Origin of the sequence: Marinifilum sp. RC60d5, assembly GCF_052400665.1 — a bacterium.
GTDB lineage: Bacteria > Bacteroidota > Bacteroidia > Bacteroidales > Marinifilaceae > JBQTGK01.
Map to the genome: position 1 here is coordinate 33,106 of NZ_JBQTGK010000006.1, position 23,534 is coordinate 56,639.

Here is a 23,534-nt window from a genome sequence, read left to right on the forward strand (position 1 = left end):
TAATTCAAAAAAATATCGATCATTATTATATTAATATAGTTTTACGTCTTAAAGGTATAACTGTTTTTATCGTGTTACAACACAGGAGCGGCGATTATTCAAATTTTAAGTTTTTTTAATATCTTAGGATTTTATGTTATCAAAACCTTGTCCGTAAACCCCCATAACACTTCCTAAAGATATAAAGGCATCAGGGTCAACCATTTTAACCATTCGCAGTATCGATTGAGACTCTTTCTTTTTAGCTAAAAGCATTAATACCTTAACATCATCCTGGCTATAACCGCCGGTACCATTTATAATGGTAAGACCTTGATTTAGGTTGTGAATTACTTCTTTTCGAAGTTCTTCGGGTTTTCGGGTAAAAATAATTAATTGCACCGATTGTTTACTTCCTTCTATAATTAGGTCGACACAATATGCACTTACACCCATGGTTACAAAACCATAAACTACCTGTTCGATTGAATGTTCTAAAAAGTAAGAGGAAGAGATAATAAGAACGTCGATAGTAAGTAATAATTGTCCTACGCTATAGTTTTTATATTTGTTAATCATCATGGCAAGTATGTCGGTGCCACCTGTACTGCCACCTCTTGAAAGGATAATACCTGCGCCCGCACCTGCCATAATTCCTCCAATAATGGCACTCATAAACCGGTCTGTAATTAGAGGTTCTGTAATTAATGATTGAAACAGCCAAAGAAAAAAGGAGATTACAATTATTCCATAAAGGGTTTTAATGCCAAAAGCAAAACCTAATACTCTTAGAGATAGTAATAGGAGTACTGTATTAATTAGGAATACACTATAACCAACTTTAAGTCCGGTTACGAAAAATATCATTGTGGCGATTCCACTTACTCCCGAGCCTACAATTCCGGCCGGAATAATAAAACCTGTCCATGCAAATGAACCAATGATTAAACCTATTGTAATTATTAGATAGGAATTTATTGATTCTTTTAAGTTGTTTGTTTGAAATAGTTTATTCATTAGTGTAGTTTTTATGCTCTTATTTCTTCAAAGCCAAGTCCGTATACTCCCATTACCGATGCCATTGAAATAAATGCTTCCGGATCGATTTCTTTTATTACTTTAAATATGTGCTGAGTTTCGTGTTTTCGTACTACAATCATTAGCATTTTGGTTTCTTTTCGTGTGTACCAACCTGTACTGTGAAGCATAGAAATGCCTCGTCCGGTTTCTTCGCTAACTCTTGCAGCAATATCTTCGTATTTTCGGGATATAATAAATACCTGTGCCGACTGTTTTGATCCTGAAATCATCATATCAATAGAGTAGGAGGCAATTGACATTACTACATATCCGTAAACAATTGTAGGAACATCCTCAAATACAATATAGGAGGAAGCGATAATAAATATATCGAGATATAAAATAATTCGTCCCGGGCTAATGTTTCTGTATTTATTAATAATCATTGCAATGATATCGGTTCCACCAGAACTTCCTCCTTGCGAAATGGTTAAGCCAACACCAATACCACCTAAAGCACCACCTATTATTGCAGCCATAAATTTATCGTCGACTAAAGGTGCTGTAATAAATTTTTGGAAGGTTGAGAGCAGAACTGAACCTACAAGAATTGCAAATATTGTTTTAAGACCAAATTTGCTCCCTAAAATTTTTAATGCAATAATTATCAGAAATACATTAATTACAAAAAACGAATAACCTACTGGTATAGATTTTTCGGTGGCATAATATATTAAGGTACCAATACCACTAACTCCGCCTCCAATAATTCCTGAAGGAATTAAGAATGCTGTCCAGCCGAAACTATAAATGGCCAGACCAATTGCAATAATCAGAAAGGATCTGATTTCAGAATAATTTATTTTCACTTTCTTATAATGTAAAAAAAAGAGCTTTAACCATCATTTTTGTAGTTAATGAAGTTAAAGCTCTCGAGTTTTATTTTAACTTATTTTTCAGACTACGATGTTGATAATTTTTTTCGGAACAATGATGATTTTTTTAGGCGTTTTATCGGCGATCCATTTTTTAGCCTGTTCACATTTTAAAACTTCCTGTTCAATTTCATCCTTACTTAAACTAAGCGATAATTCTAATTTAAATCTCATTTTACCATTAAATGATACAGGATAAGAATGAGTATTTTCGGCAACATAGCTTTCGTTAAAAACAGGGAAACTAGCTTTGGTTATGCTGTTTTTGTTTCCACATTTTGCCCAAAGTTCTTCACTAATATGAGGAGCAAAAGGAGCAAGTAAGATTAAAAGATCCTGTAAAACAGATTTGTTATTACATTTTAAAGTGCTTAGCTCGTTTACACAAATCATAAAGGCAGAAATTGATGTGTTGAATGAAAAACGCTCAATATCATCTTGAATTTTCTTGATGGTTTTGTGAAGAACTTTTAATTCTTCTTTACTTCCATTGCCTTCAGAAACTTCGAAAGTTTCGCCATTGTGGAACAATCTCCAAAGTTTCTTTAAGAATTTATGAACTCCATCAATTCCATTGGTATCCCAAGGTTTATGAGCTTCCAATGGTCCAAGAAACATTTCGTACAAACGAAGAGTGTCTGCTCCATATTCCTCAACAATAACATCGGGATTTACGACATTAAACATCGATTTAGACATTTTCTCGACAGCCCATCCACAGTGATATTTTCCATCTTCGAGAACAAACTCAGCATTTTTAAACTCAGGTCTCCAGGCTTTGAATGCTTCTGTATCTAAAATATCATTTTTAACAATATTTACATCAACGTGAATTGCTGTGGTATCGTGTTCTTTTCTTAACCCGTAAGAAACAAATTTGTTCGAATTTTTAACTCTGTATACAAAGTTCGAACGTCCCTGTATCATTCCCTGATTAATTAATTTTCTGAAAGGTTCATCCTTACATACTTCATTAATATCGAATAAGAATTTATTCCAGAAACGAGAATAAATTAAGTGACCTGTAGCATGTTCGGTTCCACCGATATACAAGTCAACATCTTGCCAGTATTCATTAGCTTCTTTCGAAACCAAAGCATCATTGTTACGAGGATCCATATAGCGCAAATAATATGCTGATGATCCTGCAAAACCTGGCATTGTGTTTAATTCTATCTGATGGCCTTCTTCTGTTTTCCAGTTTTTTGCACGTCCCAAAGGTGGCTTGCCACTTTCGGTTGGCAAATATTTATCAATTTCGGGTAATTCCAAAGGTAGTTGATCCATATCCATCATATATGGCATGTTTTCTTTGAAATAAACTGGGAATGGTTCCCCCCAATATCTTTGACGAGAAAAAATTGCATCTCTCAATCTGTAGTTTATTTTTTTCTTACCTAAGCCACGAGCTTCAACTTCTTCGTTTGCTTTTACAATTGCATCTTTTACCTCTAATCCGTTTAAGAAATCGGAATTCATCGCTTGTCCGCTTTTAGCATCATAGGATTCTTCGGAAATATCGCCACCAGAAACTACCTGAATAATTGGCAATTCGAATTTTTTAGCGAATGCATAATCGCGGCTATCGTGAGCAGGAACTGCCATAATAGCACCGGTACCATATCCAGCTAGTACATAATCGCTTACCCAAATAGGAATTTCTTCGCCTGTAAAAGGATGAATTGCATAAGCGCCAGTGAATGCTCCACTTACGGTTTTAACATCGGCTAAACGTTCTCTTTCGGTTCTTTTTTTAGTTGCTTCGATATAAGCATCAATATCTGACTGACAATCAGGTGTTGTTAGTTCATTAACCAAATCGCTTTCCGGAGCAAGTACCATGAAGGTAACACCAAAAATGGTATCGGGACGTGTGGTAAAGATTTCCATTTTAATATCGGAATCTTTTACGTCGAAATTTACCTCAGCACCAACCGAACGGCCAATCCAGTTTTTTTGAATCTCTTTTAAAGAATCTGTCCACTCTAAAGTTTCCATTCCTTCTAAAAGGCGTTTTGCATAAGCAGATACACGAAGAGACCACTGACGCATTTTCTTTTGCTCAACAGGGTGGCCACCACGCTCAGAATAACCATCTTTAACTTCATCATTTGCCAAAACGGTACCCAATTCAGGACACCAGTTTACTAGTGTGTCGGCCAGGTAAGCCAATCGGTAGTTCAAAAGAATTTCCTGCTGTTGTGTGTTTGATAAAGCTTTCCATTCTTCGGCAGTGAAAATGTCAGTCTCGGAGCAAGCTGCATTTACATTTGCATTTCCTTCGGTTTCAAATTTCTCTACTAATAATGAAATGGGCTGAGCTTTTTCAATATTGTTATCGTAATAGTGGTTAAACATTTGAATAAATGCCCACTGAGTCCATTTATAATAATCAGGGTTGCAGGTACGAACTTCACGATCCCAATCGAACGAGAATCCAATTTTGTCTAATTGTTCTCTGTATCGGGTAATGTTTTGTTCTGTTGTAATTGCAGGATGCTGTCCGGTTTGAATCGCGTATTGCTCTGCAGGCAAACCATAAGCATCGTATCCCATTGGGTGGAGTACATTAAACCCTTTGAGAGTTTTGTAACGAGAATAGATATCGGAAGCAATGTATCCGAGTGGGTGACCAACATGTAATCCCGCTCCTGATGGGTATGGGAACATATCTAGCACATAAAATTTTGGTTTGTCTGCATCGACATCAACCTTATAGGTTTTATTGTCGTTCCAGTACTTTTGCCATTTTTGTTCTATTTCTTTAAATGTGTACTCCATTGTAATATTTTGATAAAATATGGTTATTCTATGTATTCAGATCGCAAAATTAGTAAAAGTTTAGAAAAAAAAGAGTGCTTTTTTTCCGAACTGAAATTATTATTAAAAATTGGTTAATAGTACATTAGATCTATTGTGGAAAAACAAATTAGGATTGTATCAAAATGTACTGATGCAGAACAAAATAATTTTTTAAATTTGTGCTCACAATGGCCCGTTAGTTCAGCTGAATAGAACGTCAGATTCCGGTTCTGAAGGTCACAGGTTTGAATCCTGTACGGGTCACAAAAAAGCCTGAAGTTAGATACTTCAGGCTTTTTTATGAACTTCTTTACGTTTATTTCGAGTCTGTTTGGAATGTTTCTCTTAACAAGATTGCACAAAGAATAGATGCGACAAATGCAATTGGCATTAGCCAAATTGCTGTTTGAAATGCTTTTTGCATTTGTATTGCGCTTGCGGAAGAATCTCCACCAAACATGGCAACCAATTGCCCAAATAAAGGTTGGCCAATAGCTCCAATTCCCATTAAAATTACAGATGATAATCCATTTGCGGTTCCAAGAATTTTGTCTTCGTTTGACTCTGCAATTACTGGATATCCTATGCTTTGTGCTGCTGTAATAATTCCTAAAAATAGGAACAAAACATAGAAGAAACCAGAACTGGTTGATGGAGGAAAAATAATTAAAAGTATAATTACCAAAGACAATACCGCACCGCCTATCATTGCTTTTTTACGGGATCTAATTTTATCTGATATCCAACCGCAGATTGGTGATCCTATCATGGTCCCAATAAAAATCATTCCAATTATTCCTGTAAAAGTAGCTTCTGAGAATTCGGGGTTTACAATTTTTAGATAGGTAGTTCCCCATACTGCTCCTAGCAATAAAACAGATAAATTTAGAAGTCCAATGAATAGTCCTGCTAACCAGTTTTGTTTGTTTTTCGCAGCTAATTTTAATCCTTCTATTAGCCCAGTATCATTAGTAATTTCTTCTGAAGTATCCTCTTTCGAAGGAAAATCTTGTATAAAAATTATAGCTAATATTAAAATTATAACTCCTAAACCTGCATTTAAAAGCATTGTGCTTTGTCCTCCGAAAGCAGTTAAGCAAGCAAGCATTGGAGCACCAGATACCCAACCGCCAAATACACCAAAAGTGACCAAAAGACCTGCCACCAAAGCTAGTTGTTTAGATGGATACCAACGAGGAGCTAATCTGAAAGGGGCCATAAAGGCTACACAATGAGCTATTCCCATGATAAATCTTAAAATCATGGCAACATAAAGATTTGTTGTGAAGCTAAGGCTAAGAACACATAGCACCACAACAGCAATCATTCCAACAACAATTTTCTTAACGGATATTTTATCGAGTACTACTCCTATTGGAAGAAGTAGAAGAACTGTTCCATATAGATATGTTCCGGCAAAGTTTCCAAATTCAGCGGTTGAATTTAGATTTAGTATTTGCATAAAAAATTCTTTCATAGCCTCAGTGCTGAATAGAGTCATTTGAATAAAGCTGTAAAAGAAAAATGCGCCGGTTGTAAAAACAACCAGGGCTGATTTTTTGGGGTTTGTAGTTGAGGTATTCATAATTAAAAAGGAAGTTGTGTTAGTATTTTTAAATATAAAAAACCGATTAAGCTTTGTTTTAGTTTGCCAAATTACCTTTCCAACCACTGTTGAATTGAACTAAAAGTTCTTTTACCAATTCTGGTTTTTCATCGGCAATATTCACTGTTTCTTCAGGATCATTAACATGATCGTACAACTCAACAAACACAGGTTCCGATTTAGGATTCGTATAATCTTTCCAAACAATTAATCGATAATGATTGGTTCTCATACCATAACCCATCAAATTATTCTCAAATAAATCGCGATTCCATTTGTCCTTTTGTTGCGCAATAATTTTACCCTCAACATCTTTTATAAGTGGACCAAAATACGTTTCGCGCATTCCTGGTGAAAGTGGGTTTGCAGCCCATTCTCTTAATGCCGGAGTTGGAAACTGACTAAAAACTGCAGACTTCCATTCTTTCTCAGGATTTGTTAATAAAGGAACAAAACTTTGTCCTTCCAAATGAGCAGGTTTTTCTATTCCAGCCAATTCACAAAGAGTTGGATACATATCAACTAATTCAACCAATGCCTTTGTAGTTACACCTCTATTTTCATTTGGCATATCAGGTGTCCATATCATTAAAGGAACACGAGTAGAAATTTCGTAATTGGTTGCCTTTCCCCAAATACCCATATCTCCAAGGTGCCAACCATGATCACCCCAAAGAATAATAATGGTATTATCACGCACACCAGCATCATCCAATGCTTTTATCATTTTCCCAATTTGAGCATCGGCATAACTCACACAAGCCAAATAACCATGCTTTAATGTTCTCGCCAAAGAGTCATTAATAGAACCATACTTAGGAATACTGGCTCTTGCTCTAAGTTCAAAAGAAGGATGCAATCCCATTGCAGCACCATTGATAGGAGCCACATCATTTTCTGCCAATGGAATATCTTCACGATTATATAGATCCCAGTATTTTTTAGGCGCAATAAAACTCAGGTGAGGCTTTTTAAGACCTAATCCTAAAAAGAAAGGCTTATCTGGATTTTTCGCCAACATATCTTTTAATGTTGCAATGGCAGAAATTGTATTGTAACCATCTTCATAGCTTACATCAGACACATCTGCACATTCGTAAGCAGGACCCTGAACTAAACCATTTTTAGGCGCATCAGGACCATATTTTGCAATCATTACGCCACGTTGCTTTTTATAGAATTCCTGATTTGCTTTTAATGCATAACCGCCTTTAGTTGGTGTACGTTCAACCTTAGGTTTTACAGGCAATCTGCTCCACGAAAATTTTGGATCGTTATACTTACCATGAAATATTTTTCCCGAACAAACTGTTTCGTAACCAAACTTTTTAAATTGTTGAGGTAAAGTTACGATGTCAGGATTAACATCACGAAAATCAGTATAATTCTCAATTACACCAATCGTTTCTGGACGAGCACCCGTCATTAAACTTGCTCGTGAAGGACTACAAATAGCCTGTTGACAATATGCATTATCAAACAACAATCCGTCACCAGCCAAAGCATCTAAATTTGGTGTTACGGCAATCTTAGAACCATAACATCCCAATTCTGGTCGTAAATCATCTACGGCAAGAAAAAGAATATTTGGTTTTTTCTTAAGTGCTTTTTTTTGCTTCAAACCCGAATTACAACTGAATGTTATCAAGGAAATTAGAATAAGTGGTATTAAATTTTTCATTTGTTTGTTTTTTTATTTTTCATTTGTAAGATGCTATCCTGTCTGACGAACAGATAACTCCAACGAAAAGATTAATCAGTTTCGTAGATTAATAAATGCTTGTTTTTTTTATGTTCGTTTCATATATTTCTATTTTACTTCTAGTTCTAATATTTGTAGAATCACAGCATACTAATTTAATAGAGAATTTTCTATGTAAGTTCCTATTATTTATCTGGCTATGGTCTATTTTTACCCCGTATTATTCAGAAATAAGTTAGGATTCACTTATAGTTTCGAAGATATTTTTCATTCATTTGTTAAACTGCATTTAGTCTTTACGACTATTTAGATTATTCTAAAACCATTTCAAAAAATGAAAGTGTATATGGCTTGCCATGCGACTTATTAACCATACCAGACTCTGTCATTAAATCGAAATTAGAAACGAGTAGCTTATTTTCAAAAATCACAACATCGACAGGCTGATCCAATTCGCCATTTGCGCCATTATTGTCGGGGTATTGTGCCATAATTGATGCCTTTCTATCTACATCTATTTTCCAAATCTGGTTTTGCGAAAAACCGGCAACATACAAATTCCCCATTTCATCCACAGTCATACCATCTATTCCTGTAGAATCAGGCAAACAAGCATACACTGCATTATCAATCACCTTGCCTGTTGTATCTAAATTCAATTTAAAAATAGTGGCATCGCCAAAGTCAGCAACAAACAACTGTCCACTATTATCAAAAGCTAAACCGTCCAATCCAAACTGCTTTCTTGGATTTTGAGTTTGATTTGTAAATATCAGATTCGCATCGGTACTGTCATTCCGAACTTCAATATTTCTGTCGGACACCAAAAAGCGATAAACACCACTGGTATTTTTTACGGTTTTAAACATAGGCAGCTTTGGAGTCGTAACATAAATTGCTCCATCGTAATATTTTAAACCGTTAGGTCCATTAATTCCCGACGCAATAATTTCAGTTGACATCAATTTACCTTCACTAAAAACCATCCGAAGAACTCGCCCATTATTTGCCCCCTGGTTTGCGCAAACAAACAGCGAACCATCGGGAGCATAATCGATTCCCATTGGATTTGAAAAGGTTCCAGGCTTTACTCCTTCAACATGGGCAAGCTTTGAAACCACACCATTTTTTGTTATTCGCACCAACACTCCCGGTTTTGTTTTTTCGGCATAATTTGGACATGATAAGGTCAAGCTACCATCAGGTGCAAGTGCAAAAGCATCGGGAGTAGGACAATAATCGGGTAATTCAACAAAGAGTTTCGCAGTATTCAAGTTTCTATTCTCTTCAGAACAGCTGAATAAACTTATCATGAAAAAAAACACGACCGTTAGAAACACAAGTATTGAAATCGAATTACTTTTAAATTTATACATTCTGTCTATCATTTTTGATTTGTATTTTTTATCCATACCCTGATGTATCCTATTCCAAAATCAACCCGAAAATCTTTAAGATTGGAGACAGCGCCACATGGAATAAACATGAAATGCTTATTGTCAAGTTTAAAATGACAATAAGCATTTTGGATTTAGATAGCTGCAAAAACTATTAATAAACAATAAAAACAGTTTACTCTTTTATTCATTTCCAACAAATGGTAAATGTATAAAAGCTATTTTTTCATAACTGTTTATTCCCAAAGAATTGGCATCCAAACTGTCATTTCAGATTGACCTCTATTGCTCCATGCAAAATAAGGGACAAATTGTGTTTTGTATGTTTCCCACTCAACATTCTTCACCTCACTGTACATCTCATTTTCATCAACTTTACGAAGTTTTACATCAGCACTAATCGTGGATACGCCACCTAAGAAATTAGGCTTATACTCCGCTTTTAATTTTGATTTATAAGGAAGAAAAACATCCAATATACCTGTCTCTTTAGGAAGATCTGTCGATTCAGCACAATAAACAACCGGACCTCTTTTAACAGCCACTTGATTTCTTACCTCTTCAATTAAAGGATTCCCTTCCATCAACTTGGCTTCCATTGGCATATCCAATGAAATGACATCACCTTTTTTCCATTTGCGATCTACCAAAGCGTAAGTTCCAGCTTTTACATTGACACCAGCATCCTTACCGTTCACGAATATTTTGCTACCATTTGCCCAATCAGGAATACGTAATCTCAGCTGAAAGGCATCTTTCTTACACTTATCTACTGTAATTTTCACAGTACCCTCCCAAGGGTATTTTGTAACCTGAGAAAGTTGAATATCTGATCCATCCAATAAATTCGTAGTCAACTTATTTCCACCATATAAATTTACTGCAACACCATTGTCTGTTAAGCTATATGCCCAACCAGATACTTTTGCAATGGTTCGAACTAAATTAGGAGGACAGCAAAAACATTTTACATAAGGAATACGTTGGTCGAATTCTGTTGCTGCATCAGGATTATCGTGAGCATGATTACAAACTCGCAGTGGATTTGCATAGAAATAATCTTTCCCTTCGATACTAATACCCGAAAGAGCACTATTGAATAAAACCAACTCCATAATATCGGCATACTTTGATTCCCCATGAATACCTAACATACGATAACTAAACATCGAGTTGCAAATATTTGCACAGGTTTCGTTATAGGCTGTAAGATTTGGCATCATATACTCATTGATAAAGCCTTCGTGAACCATATCGACATGCGATGATACACCATGATGAGTTTGACCACATGCTCCGGTTATATACATTTTTTTCTCTACTACATTATCCCAAAGTCGATCTAAAGCTTCAACTAATGCTTTTTCGCCTGTTTCTGCTGCAACATCGGCCGCTCCGGCATAAAAATACAAAGCAAGTACAGCATGTCCTTCTGCACTCTTTTCTTCACGCAATGGCGTGCGTTCCTGAACCATATCACCAATAAACTTGTAGTTCGCAACTTCACTTGGTTGCACCTTAGACTCACCTCTCAGGTTAATAAACAACTCAGCCAGTTTAAGGTATTTTTCATCTTTTGTTGTACGATACAACTCCACCAGACCCATAATCTGTGTTTGATTGAAACCAAATCGCTTCAAATTATCTGAAAGATTATCCACCATAAATGTATCGTACAAATTATTGGCATGCTTAATTGCTATGTCTAAAAAATTTGTTTTACCTGTAATTCGATTATGAATACAAGCACTTGTATATAGGTGACCACTATTGTACATCTCATGATACTGTCTGTTTCCGTAACGTTCCCTGCCAGGAATAGTAACCTGTGTTTGCAAATAGCCATCGGGTTGCTGAGCTTTCCCTATAATTTCGATATATTGATCAAGGTCAGCTAGAATTTTTTTATCTTTATTCTGAGCATAAACATACATTTCGGCTTCCATCCATTTGTAGAAATCTCCATCATGCCATTTCATTCCTTTGTGATCTCCCTCTTTAAGACCAGCCGCAATTTTAAAATTATTAAGAGCATGACCAATATCTCCACACAACAATTCTCCCATATAGGGAACCATTGTTTCTTCACACACTTTAAATTTATCAGCCCAAAATCCTTCGGTCCATGTGCAGTCTCCAATATCAATACTTTTGAATTTCACATTCGGACTTTCCGAGTTATTAATAATTCCTTTCTTTTGTGCAAAAGAGGAACCAAACAATGTAATACTCAGAGTAAGTAGTAGTAATTTCTTCATTAGATTATTTATTATGTACAACTTGATTTGAAAAAAACAGTACCTCACCTTATAGTTTCCTACTTGCATGAGATACTGATCCATTCTAGCCTATTTATAATTATGAAAGTGAATATTAAATCTTATAAATGAATACGAAGCATTTTTTCAGCTATCGAAAATTTATTTCCAAATAATTGGTAAAAACACAGTCATTTCACCTTGTCCGCGATTACTCCATGCATAGTTAGGAACCAACTGAGTTTTGAACTTCGTAAACTCTGGTTTCTTCACTGTTTTATACATCGTTTCATCATTATTATTGGTACGAATCAACACTTCGGTTTCAATTACGGTAACACCATCCAACAAATCTTTTTTATAAACCGCTTTCATCTCATTTGCTGAACTTAAGTACACATCTGTAATTTTTGTACCTTCAGGTAAATCTGCACTTTCAATACAATAAACAATTGGTCCACGTTTAATGGCAACCTGGTTGCGAACTTCTTCAATACGAGTGTTTCCCTCAACCATTGTAATTTCCATTGGCATATCGATAGTGATAACATCGCCTTTTCTCCATTTGCGATTAATGCTTGCAAATTGTCCTTCTTTCACTTCAGTAGTAGTTGTTTCACCATTGACTTTAATTGAAGTTCCTTTTGCCCATCGTGGAATACGAAATAGCATATCGAAAGCATCTTTTTTACATTTTTGAATGGTAATGTTTACATCACCTTCCCAAGGGTAGTTGGTTACCTGAGCCAATTCAAGTTTAGAACCATCTAACAAAGTAGTCTTTAACTCGTTTCCACCATACAAATTAACTGCAATACCATTTTCCGATTTACTATAAGCCCAACCCGAAAGTTTTGCTACAGTACGAACCAAGTTAGGAGGACAACAAAAGCACTCCAAGTAAGGCTGACGTTCTGGGAATTCTGTTACTAATTTTTTATAATCGCGAGTACCGTTTATTACACGCAATGGGTTAGCATAGTAATAATCTTCTCCTTCTAAACCAATACCTGATAAACCACTATTGAATTCAACCAATTCCATGATATCAGCATATTTCGACTCACCGTGAATATCTAACAAACGCTTGCTAAACATGGCATTACAAATATTTGCGCAAGTCTCGTTATAAGCTGTCATGTTTGGCATCATATAAGAGTCAATAAAACCTTCCTCAATCATCTGGCGATTGGTAGATGCACCATAATGCGTTTGTCCGGTAGCCCCAGTTACATACATTTTCTGATCGGTAATATTTTCCCACAAACGATCCAAAGCATCAACAATAGCAGTTTCTCCAGTTTCAGCATAAACATCAGCCGCTCCTGCATAGTAATACTGAGCAAGTACTGCGTGCCCTACAGCTTCACTCGACTCACGAAGAGGAGTAAATTCTTGAACCATATCACCAATAGGATACCCTTCGGTTGCAGGCGTTTCCTCTACTTTGTATTTTCCGCGATTATCAACAAATTTTTGTGCTAATTTTAAATATCTTTCATCGCCAACAGTACGATACAGTTCAACCAATCCCATAATTTGAGTTTGATTAAAACCAAAACGAGCATACTTTTTATCTTCAGGCATAAAAAGGGTATACAACAAATTGGCGTGCTTAATCGCAATATCTAAAAAGTTCCTTTTTCCAGTAATTCTGTAATGAACACAAGCACTTGTTAACAAATGCCCTGTATTGTACATCTCGTGATATTTTCTATTTTCGTAACGATCTACCTTCGGATTCAATTGAATTTGCGTTTGCAAATAACCATCTTCCTCCTGAGCCTTTCCAATTATACGAATGTACTCATCCAATTCTTTTAAAAGTTTTGGATCCTTATTTTGAGCATAAACATAAGTTTTAGCTTCCATAAATTTATAGAAATCACCATCATGCCAACGCATTCCTTTGTGTTGACCTTTCATTTCACCGGCAGCAATTTTAAAGTTATTCAAAGCATGTCCAACATCTCCACATAACAATTTCCCCATATAAGGAACCATATGGTGTTCACACACATCAAATCGTTCAGCCCAGAAACCATCCGTCCAAACACAGTCGCCCATGTTTATACTTTTCAATTTTACATTCGGACTATTAGCATTATTAATAATACCTTTCTCTTGTGCAAAAGAGGAACCAAATAGTATAATACTCAGCGTAATTAGTAGTAATTTTTTCATTGGATTATTTATTAAGTAGAATAGTAGCTTAAAGACAAAAAAAATCAATACCTCACTTGATCGTTTCCTACTTACATGAGATACTGATTCATTCTTGCTTATTTATAATTATAAATTAATCGTTACACCTTAACTATGAATACGAAAAGTCTTTTCTTATTAGAAATTTATTTCCAGATAATTGGTAAAAACACAGTCATTTCACTTTGTCCACGATTACTCCATGCATAATAAGGAATCAACTGAGTTTTGAACTTTGTAAATTCTGGCTTCTGCACTGTTTTATACATCGTTTCATCGTTATTGTTGGTACGAATCAACACTTCGGTTTCGATTACAGTAACACCATCCAACAAATCTTTTTTATAAACTGCTTTCATCTCATTTGCTGAACTTAAGTACACATCTGTAATTTTTGTACCTTCAGGTAAATCTGCACTTTCAATACAATAAACAATTGGTCCACGTTTAATAGCAACCTGATTACGCACCTCTTCAATACGAGTATGTCCCTCAACCATTGTAATTTCCATTGGCATATCAAGCGAAATGACATCTCCTTTTTTCCATTTACGAGTAATTGTCGCAAACTGCCCTGGTATTACATCAACATCTGTAACTTTACCATTTACCAATATTTTAGATTTTTTTGCCCAATCAGGAATACGAAGCATGACATCAAAAACCTGTTTTTTACATTTATCTACAGTAATAGTCACTGTACCCTCCCAAGGATAATTAGTAACTTGGCTTAGTTCAATTTTCGAACCATCCAATAAAGTTGTTGAAAGTTTATTTCCTCCAAATAGATTAACTGCAATACCATTCTCCGATTTACTATATGCCCATCCTGAGATTTTACAAACAGTACGCACTAAATTTGGAGGACAACAAAAACATTTCAAATAAGGTTGGCGTACAGGAAACTCTGTAAACATTTGATCATAATCCCTTGTATTTTCAATTACACGAAGAGGATTAGCATAATAATAATTTTTCCCATTAATGCTTATCCCTGAAAGTCCGCTGTTATACATTACTAATCCCATAATATCAGCATACTTTGACTCACCATGAATTCCTAACATACGATAACTGAACATCGAGTTACAGATATTAGCACACGTTTCATTATAAGCAGTCATATTGGGCATCATGTATTCATCAATAAAACCTTCTTCTATCAACTGGTGATTTGTGGAAGCCCCAAAATGCGTTTGCCCCACACCACCAGTCACATACATTTTTTTATTGGTTACATTATCCCATAAACGATCCAAAGCATCAACTAAGGCTTTCTCTCCAGTTTCAGCATAAACATCAGCAGCTCCGGCATAATAGTACAATGCTAAAACTGCATGACCAACTGCTTCATCTTCTTCACGCAATGCTGTGTATTCCTGCACATAATCACCCATAGGACGCCCCTCTGTTGCAGGCGTTTCTTCAACTTTGTATTTACCTCTATCATTAATAAATTTCTCTGCTAGTTTAAGATATTTCTTATCACCAACGGTACGATACAATTCAACCAATCCCATAATCTGAGTTTGGTTAAAGCCAAAACGACCATACTTTTTATCCTCGGGCATGAAGATCGTGTATAACAAATCGGCTTGCTTAATCGCAATATCCAAAAAGTTTCTTTGACCAGTAATTCTATAGTGAATACAAGCACTTGTAAACAAATGCCCTGTATTGTACATTTCGTGATATTTTCGATTCTCGTATCGATCTACCTTCGGATTTAGCTGTATTTGAGTTTCTAAATAACCATCTTCTTCCTGAGCTTTTCCGATTATACGAATATACCCATCCAATTCCTTAAGATATTTTTCATCTTTGGTTTGAGAATACAAATACGAAACAGCCTCCATATACTTATAGAAATCACCATCATGCCAGTTCATACCTTTATGTTCTCCATGCTGAAGGTCAGCTGCGATTTTGAAGTTATTTAAAGCATGTCCCGTATCGCCACATAAAAGATTCCCCATATATGGAACCATACTATCTTTTGCATTTTCAATTTTGCTAGCCCAAAATCCATCCGTCCAAACACAGTCGCCCATGTCTATACTTTTGAGTTTCACATAGGGACTCTTGGCATTATTAATGATTCCGTTTTCTTGCGCGTAGCTTGAGAATAAAAGTGTTACTCCACAAGCAATAAGTAATAATTTCTTTGTCATGATTATTTTACGTTTTTATATTTATCCATTCTATCAATATCAACATTTTCGAATTTACGTTGCAACAACCAACGAGGACGTTCTAAAGAAGATTCCCATTCGAATATCATCTTGTACATTTTACGAACCTTTTCGGGATACTTAGCGGCTAAATCGTTTTGCTCAGATTCATCCTTAACAATATTATACAATTCAGCAGGACGGTCTGGGAAACGTAATAATTTCCAATCTCCCATGCGTACAGATGCACGACAGGCTTTTTTCCAAAACAAAACATTGTGAGGTCTACTGGTATCTTTATGCTGAATAAAAGGCAATAAATCAACTCCATCTACATTTTTCAGGGCTTTGGAATCACCTCCTGCTGCGGCTACAAAAGTGGGCAACAAGTCCATTGTACTTACCGGATAATCATATTCTGTATTTTCTTTTATCTGTCCAGGCCAACGCATGATATAGGGAACTCTCACACCACCTTCTAAATGGTTCGATTTAGTTCCAGCCAATGGCAGATTAATAGACGCATTTTTGTCGGTTGGTCCACCATTATCGTTTGTAAAAACAACAATCGTATTATCATCCAGGCCAAGTTCTTTTAATTTATCAAGAATTAAACCACAAGCACGATCCAAGGCCAGAGTCATCCCGGCAACCTGTTGTCTTTTTCCTGATAATTGAGGAAACTTATCCATATCTTTTTGCTCGGCTTCCATTGGGGTATGAACGGCATTAAACGACACAAAAGCAAAAAATGGTTTATCCTGATTTCTTTCAATAAAATCCACAGCTTCTTCACCAAGTCTATCGGTTAAATATCTCTCTGGTTCTGCATAACCTTCAAAATTACGTTCCAAGTGATTTTCACGAGGCACATTCTGAATATTTGGATATTCATAGTAACTACGTGCGCCACCTCTGAAGCCATAAAACTCATCAAACCCACGTTTTAATGGATGATAGCAATCAGCTCCTCCCAAATGCCATTTTCCAAAAACAGCTGTCGTATAACCCAAATCTTTCAAATAATTTCCAATGGTTACCTGATCAAGAGGTACGCCCATATTCTCGCCATCTAAAGCAGAATTAGCACTCATATATGATGGTACATTATTCTCTTCGAAACCAAAACGTTGTTGATAACGACCTGTCATTAAACCGGCACGAGAAGGACCACAAACCGATGCAGAAACATACCCTTGCGTAAACTTCACACCTTCAGAAGCTAATTTATCCAAATTTGGCGTGAGCATAACTTGACTTCCCTGAAAACCAAAATCAGCATATCCTGCATCATCAGAAAAAAGAAGAACTATATTAGGTTGTTTTTGACCAAATGCAAACTGCTGAACAAGCAATAGTGCAACAAATAATGCTTTAAATTTCATCGTAGTAAATTAAATATTTATAACTTTTTATAATCTGTCATTATGATCCATACGGCAATTTCGCAACCGTTATAGATTTTCTCATTAACAAAGAAAACCAAATCGATACAAATTAGATTGATGAAATTTACCTCGTCATTACATTATTTTACCCTTTGCTTTTACACCAAAGTTAAAGTGAAGTCGTAAATGCAAGGTTTTGATTACTCACAACATAATTAAACTTTTCTTTGAAGCCAAGTTGTTTTAACTTACAACTCGCATGACACATTATCTTTTAACAAAACAAGCTTAAACAAGGTTAAAAATAGCCCATCACGTGATAAAAATGAGTTACACAATTACATATAATCTGCCTTACTTTAAAGTCAATAATATTTAACTAAAACAGATAAAATTATAATGAAAAATTGGATGATAGTCGTTTTTTGCTTGCTAGCAACGACTCTTTTTGCTCAAGAACGCTCTGTGGAACCTTATATCAATCCGACTTCTAGTGCTAATGTAGCAGTAAGAGGACTTGGAATGGAAGAGGTGAAATGGACGCCAGGTTTCTGGAAAGATCGTTTTGACTTAAACGAAAACAATGTAATCCCAGCAGAATGGAATTATTTTATGAATTTTTCAGAAGACAATTTTAAAATCCTTGCAGGAGAAAAGAAATCAAAGGTTGGCTTTCAAGGAACAAACTGGCAAGACGGAGATTATTACAAATGGTTAGAAGCTCAGGTTTCTCTTTACGCCATAACTAAAAGTCCTGAACTATTAAAAGAGATTCAGCGTCGTGCCCACCTTATTGCTGATGCTCAAGCTAAAGATGGTTATTTGACGACTCATACTCAAATCGGTTATGGTTTAATGGGACCCAAATCTTATCAGTTACATAAATTTAAACACCCTAAACGTTTTGCAACTTGTCGTTTCCATGAAACTTATAACATGGGACATTTAATGACACTAGCTACAACACATTTTCGTGTAACAGGAGACAGTACTTTGCTTCATGTAGCTATAAAAGTAGGAGACTTTTTAGACAAACAATTTCCTACCACAAGCAAGGAAACATCTAATATGGATTTTAATCCCACTCAAATTATGGGATTAATGGAACTTTATAGATGCACCAAAGATCAAAAATATTTAGAAGTGGCAAATCGATTTGTAAGTTCTCGTGGTATGGGAAACGATGCTATGAACCAAAATGCAACACCACTTCGCGAAGAAACTGATGCTGTTGGTCACGCCGTTTTAGCAACCGTTTTATACAACGGAGCCGCAGATTTATGTGCCGAAACAAATGACAAAGCCTTACTAAAATCTTTAAAAGCTATTTGGGAAGATATTTATACTCGTAAAGCATCGGTAACTGGTGGACTCGGAAATGTTCACAATGGCGTATCACCAACAAATAGAAATACAACAGTTCAAGAAGCATTTGGTGCGCCTTATAGTCTTGCAAACTCAACCGCTTATAATGAAACATGTGCTTCCTTTTATGGCGCTTTTTTCTCTTGGAGAATGTTCCTATTAACAGGCGATGCTAAATATGTAGATCAAATGGAAACATCTTTTTACAATAATTTATCCTCAATGGCACTTGATGGGAAAAGTTATTTTTACACCAATGTACTTCGTTGGTATGGAAAAAATCACCCAAAGCTTTCTCTGGATCACAACCAACGTTGGACCAATCAAGAAACATGTGTTTGTTGTCCTACAAGTATCGCTCGGTTTTTAGCCCAAACTAACGATTATGCTTACGCTAAAAAAGAAGGTAAATTATTTGTTACTCTTTATGGTAGTAACATTATGAGTACACAAATTAATGGCAAACGAGTAACTTTCGATCAGACTTCTGATTATCCTATTAGTGGTAAATCAACCTTTAACTTTAGTGGGGAACTTCACAACGATTTTTCTTTGATGCTAAGAATTCCAGCTTGGGCTAAAAACTCTTACTATACCATAAATGGTGAGAAGCATAATGTAGAAGCAGGAACATTTGCGCAGGTTAAACGCATCTGGAAACATGGAGATAAAGTAGAATTATACATCGACATGAAACCTAGACTTATTCAAGCAAATCCTTTAGTAGAAGAACTTCGAGGTCAAGTTGCAGTAGCTTATGGTCCACTTATCTATTGTGCAGAGACAAATGAAAATATTCAAGCATCTGTAAAATTACCGAACCTATTAATTCCTACAAATCCAGAGTTTAAAATTCAATACAAAAAAGATCTGTTAGGAGGTATAAATGAGATTACAGTAGAGAATGCGTATATGCGCGAATCAATAACTCCAAAGGATAAATTGTATAGCAAATTAAATCCAACAGTTACGAAAACAAAACTTAAGCTTATTCCTTATTACACATGGAGTAATAGAGGTATAAGTGAAATGACCGTCTTTTTACCTATAAAATGGGAATAAAATACAATCTGATACTTTTCTAGGTTTAACTATAAATTGAAATAAAAAAATGTATCCAAACAGATTACTATGTAAAGGATTAATATTAACTCTATTAATCAGTTTTATAGCTCCGATTCTAAGCAATCAGAATCTACAGGCAAAAAACAATAAAAAAAAGCCCAACTTGATTTTCATTATGACCGATGAACAATCTTATCTTACCATTGGTAGCTATAGAAATTTTTTACCAGAAGAATTGGCTTGTAGATGGGGAAAAAATATTGCGCCTAAGACTCCAAATTTAGATAAAATAGCAGAAGAGGGAGCTATATACACAAAGTATTACGCCTCATCACCAGTATGCTCACCATCTCGTGCTTCCATATTTACGGGATGTTATCCTGACAAAGTAGGCGTACCGTTAAATGGTTGTGGCTTACGTCATGATGCAACAACTATAGGACAGGCTCTTAAGGATCAAGATTATGCAACTTCTTATATTGGCAAATGGCACCTGGCTGATAATGAACCTATCCCAGGATGGCAATTTACACCATCATTGGGTTTCGATGACAATACCTACATGTTTAATACTGGTCATCAAAAATATTATGTAGTAGGTAAAGATCCGAAGCATATTGCGCTTACGAATAATCCTAAAAAAGTACCCGGAAAATTAGTTGTGCCCTGCACAAAATTTTTAACCGATAAAGCTTTGGATGTAATAAAAGAAAATAAAGATCAACCATTTTGTTTAGTCCTTAGTATTCCAGATCCTCATTCTCCTGATATTGCTGTACCTCCTTACGATAAAATGTACGCTGGATTAGATTACCATGCTCCTTCTACTTTTCATCAAAAAGTGGAAGACAGACCCAAATGGGCGCGCTCAGAACTAGATAATGAGTCAACTGTTGAGTTTGATAAAAATCATATTATCAATTATTTTGGTATGGTTACAGATATAGATGATAATGTTGGTCGTATTTTAGAAGCCTTAAAAAAATACAAGATCGATGACAATACAATTATCGTATTTACTGCCGATCACGGAGAGTTAAACTTCGAACATCATCGCATAAACAAAGGTTTACCCTTTGAGACTTCTGCTCACGTACCTTTGCTAATTCGTTATCCAGACAAAATAAGAAAGGGCAAAGTTATTTCAACCCCTCATATAAATGTTGATTTAATGCCAACCTTATTGCAACTTATGAATGTTCCTCTAGTTCCAGGAATGGATGGTCAAGCTTTTGCATCATCATTAACATCCAAAGCTAAACAGGTAGATACTAAAAGGATCGTTTACGAAACAAGTACTTTTAATTGGGTAATGGCCACTGATGGTCGTTACAAATTAGTTCTTTCATCTGTTGATATTCCTTGGTTATTCGATTTACAAACAGATCCTTTAGAAATGAAAAATTGCTTCAGAGATCCAGCCTATAAGACTGTCAGTGATACTTTGATGGAATCTTTACTAGCGCAAATGAAGAAATATAACGAACCTAGATATCTTGATAAGCTTAATCCTTTAATTTACAAATAATAAAGTGATGACAAACAATATAATAAAGATCAGCAAAGGACTAGCTTTAGCATTTCTTTGTATGATGTCTCAAAACGGATTTTCACAAGTTGTACCCAGTGAACCCTATATAAAGGCAAGCCCTAATTCTCATGTCGTAGCTCATAATGTAAATATGGGTAGTGTAAAATGGACAAAAGGATTTTGGGCTGATCGTTTTCAGTTGGCTATGGATAGTGTAGTCCCTGCAGAATACGATTATTTCTTAAAAGAATCTGAAGATAATTTCAGAAAAGTTGCCGGTGAAATGGAACCTGGATTTGGATCCTTTGGAACAAATTGGCAAGATGGTGACTATTACAAATGGGTTGAAGCACAAGTGGCCTACTATGCCGTTCATCCTAGTGCTGATTTATTAAAAAGAATAAACGATTGTGCACAACTTATTGCAAATGCTCAGGATGAAGATGGCTATATAACAACTCATGTTCAATTAGGATATGGTTTGCAAGGTCCTAGTCAGTTTAAAACACATAAAGTTAAGCATAAAGAGCCTCATTTTTCGGTGAGAGGATATCATGAAACCTACAATATTGGACATTTGCTAACATTAGCTTGTACTCATTACAAAGTTACTCAATCACGTGTTTTACTCGACGTTGCAATTAAAGCAGCCGATTGTTTAGATAAAGCATTTGCAAAGGTAAGTCCTGAAAAAGCAAAAGCTGATTTTAATTCAACTCAGATAATGGGTTTGGTTGAACTTTACCGTTGTACTCAAAACAAAAAATATTTGGATTTAGCTGATCGTTTTGTAACGGGTAAAGGTCATATTAAAACATCTTTTTATCAGAATGCGACTCCATTTAGAAAAGAAAATCAAGCTGTTGGTCACGCCGTTACGGCTCCAGTACTTTACAATGGCGCTACCGATCTTTATGTAGAAACAGGTGACACAACTCTTTTGAAACCTTTAAAAAATATATGGGATGATATTTATACACGTAAAGCATCGGTAACAGGTGGTCTTGGAAATGTTCATGATGGAATAGATCCAGAAGTTCGTAAGGGAATGGGAACTACTACTGTTCACGAAGCTTTTGGCTTACCTTATAGTTTGAAAAATGCGAGCGCATATAATGAAACCTGTGCGACTCTTTATGGCGCATATTTTAGCTGGAGAATGTTTATGATCACTGGCGATTCGAAATATGTAGATCAAATGGAGATCGGTTTCTATAATGATTTGTCGGGTATGTCTATAGATGGCACCAGTTATTTTTATACAAATCCTCTGCGTCGGAATGGTACTCGTTCTGATCTTAAGTCGATGGACCATGCTAAACGTTGGACCAATGAAGTATCCTGTGTTTGTTGTCCCACAAGTTTGGTTCGTTTTCTAACAGAAACTAACAATTATGCTTATGCCGTAAACAAAAAATCATTATTTATTACGCTTTATGGTAGCAATGAGATTAAAACAACTGTTAATGGCCAGCCTGTAGCATTAAAACAGGAAACCAATTACCCTTGGGATGGTAAGATTGCTATAAGTTACGAAAGTGCCCAATCAGCGTCTTTCGATTTAAAATTACGCATTCCTAGTTGGGCTGAAGGTGCTAAATTAATGGTCAACAATAAGCCAATCGAAATAGAATCAGGAACATTTGCTAGTATCAATCGCACATGGAAAAAAGGAGATAAGATATCACTAAACTTAAATATGAAACCTCGTTTAGTCGTTGCTAATAATCGGGTTGAAGAACTCGTTAATCAAGCCGCTGTAGCTAATGGCCCTATAATCTATTGTGCAGAAGGAATCGATTACATTAAACCTTATATGGAATTTGAAGATGTGATGTTAGGTGCAAAATCCAGATTTAAAGTGATTTACAAAGATCAACTTTTGGGTGGAATTAATATTATCACTATTCCTACAATTTACCATAGGACAGAAGCTTTCCATAAAGATCAATTGTATGATACGGAAGTTATGAAAACGCGCCAGACTCAAATGACTTTTATTCCTTACTATGCCTGGGCAAATAGAGGTGAAGGTAAAATGTCGGTGTTTTTCCCTATTAAATGGTAATAAAATCTCAAACCAATACTAGAAAATAAAAAATCAAAAATT

General features: G+C 35.6%; 13 protein-coding genes and 1 tRNA gene. 4 read left to right on the plus strand and 10 right to left on the minus strand.

The annotated features are described in order from the left end of the window. Positions 1 to 123 precede the first annotated feature (123 nt). The 3 genes from ACT3CE_RS13800 to leuS form a co-directional block, all read right to left on the minus strand. Positions 124 to 996 (minus strand): YitT family protein, encoded by an 873-nt coding sequence (locus ACT3CE_RS13800; protein ID WP_444710351.1) that lies wholly within the window; start codon positions 994 to 996, stop codon positions 124 to 126. A gap of 11 nt (positions 997 to 1,007) precedes the next feature. After that, the gene (locus ACT3CE_RS13805) at positions 1,008 to 1,868 is read right to left on the minus strand and encodes a YitT family protein (protein ID WP_444710352.1); all 861 of its coding nucleotides are present in this window, start codon (positions 1,866 to 1,868) and stop codon (positions 1,008 to 1,010) included. 87 nt (positions 1,869 to 1,955) lie between these two features. After that, entirely contained in the window at positions 1,956 to 4,715 is a 2,760-nt protein-coding gene (gene leuS / locus ACT3CE_RS13810) for a leucine--tRNA ligase (RefSeq protein WP_444710353.1), read from the minus strand. A gap of 211 nt (positions 4,716 to 4,926) precedes the next feature. Between leuS and ACT3CE_RS13815 the strand changes: the two genes are divergently transcribed. After that, positions 4,927 to 5,000, plus strand: a tRNA-Arg gene (locus ACT3CE_RS13815). 52 nt (positions 5,001 to 5,052) lie between these two features. Here the strand turns inward: ACT3CE_RS13815 and ACT3CE_RS13820 are convergent. The 7 genes from ACT3CE_RS13820 to ACT3CE_RS13850 all read right to left on the minus strand — a co-directional run bounded on the left by ACT3CE_RS13820 (position 5,053) and on the right by ACT3CE_RS13850 (position 17,460). After that, complete coding sequence (locus ACT3CE_RS13820; protein WP_444710354.1) at positions 5,053 to 6,321, minus strand: MFS transporter; 1,269 nt, start codon at positions 6,319 to 6,321, stop codon at positions 5,053 to 5,055. Positions 6,322 to 6,379: 58 nt separating this feature from the next. Beyond that, complete coding sequence (locus ACT3CE_RS13825; RefSeq protein WP_444710355.1) at positions 6,380 to 8,023, minus strand: sulfatase; 1,644 nt, start codon at positions 8,021 to 8,023, stop codon at positions 6,380 to 6,382. A gap of 332 nt (positions 8,024 to 8,355) precedes the next feature. Continuing rightward, a complete protein-coding gene (locus ACT3CE_RS13830) occupies positions 8,356 to 9,420 on the minus strand; it encodes an SMP-30/gluconolactonase/LRE family protein (protein WP_444710356.1) in 1,065 nt (354 codons plus the stop codon). A gap of 257 nt (positions 9,421 to 9,677) precedes the next feature. Then, positions 9,678 to 11,699 carry a glycoside hydrolase family 127 protein gene (locus ACT3CE_RS13835; protein WP_444710357.1) on the minus strand — a complete coding sequence of 674 codons (2,022 nt, stop codon included), beginning with the start codon at positions 11,697 to 11,699 and terminating at the stop codon, positions 9,678 to 9,680. Between the two features lie 162 nt (positions 11,700 to 11,861). Continuing rightward, complete coding sequence (locus ACT3CE_RS13840; RefSeq protein ID WP_444710358.1) at positions 11,862 to 13,883, minus strand: glycoside hydrolase family 127 protein; 2,022 nt, start codon at positions 13,881 to 13,883, stop codon at positions 11,862 to 11,864. A gap of 167 nt (positions 13,884 to 14,050) precedes the next feature. Further along, the gene (locus ACT3CE_RS13845) at positions 14,051 to 16,075 is read right to left on the minus strand and encodes a glycoside hydrolase family 127 protein (RefSeq protein WP_444710359.1); all 2,025 of its coding nucleotides are present in this window, start codon (positions 16,073 to 16,075) and stop codon (positions 14,051 to 14,053) included. Positions 16,076 to 16,077: 2 nt separating this feature from the next. Further along, positions 16,078 to 17,460, minus strand: a complete 1,383-nt coding sequence (locus ACT3CE_RS13850; RefSeq protein WP_444710360.1) for a sulfatase — start codon at positions 17,458 to 17,460, stop codon at positions 16,078 to 16,080. Between the two features lie 402 nt (positions 17,461 to 17,862). On the opposite strand from ACT3CE_RS13850, the gene ACT3CE_RS13855 reads away from it, so the two are divergent. The 3 genes from ACT3CE_RS13855 (at position 17,863) to ACT3CE_RS13865 (ending at position 23,492) form a co-directional block, all read left to right on the plus strand. Further along, on the plus strand, positions 17,863 to 19,890 hold the full coding sequence (locus ACT3CE_RS13855; RefSeq protein ID WP_444710361.1) for a glycoside hydrolase family 127 protein: 2,028 nt from the start codon (positions 17,863 to 17,865) through the stop codon (positions 19,888 to 19,890). Between the two features lie 166 nt (positions 19,891 to 20,056). Continuing rightward, the gene (locus ACT3CE_RS13860; RefSeq protein WP_444710362.1) at positions 20,057 to 21,421 is read left to right on the plus strand and encodes a sulfatase-like hydrolase/transferase; all 1,365 of its coding nucleotides are present in this window, start codon (positions 20,057 to 20,059) and stop codon (positions 21,419 to 21,421) included. Positions 21,422 to 21,428: 7 nt separating this feature from the next. Further along, entirely contained in the window at positions 21,429 to 23,492 is a 2,064-nt protein-coding gene (locus ACT3CE_RS13865; RefSeq protein ID WP_444710363.1) for a glycoside hydrolase family 127 protein, read from the plus strand. The last annotated feature ends 42 nt before the right edge of the window (positions 23,493 to 23,534 follow it).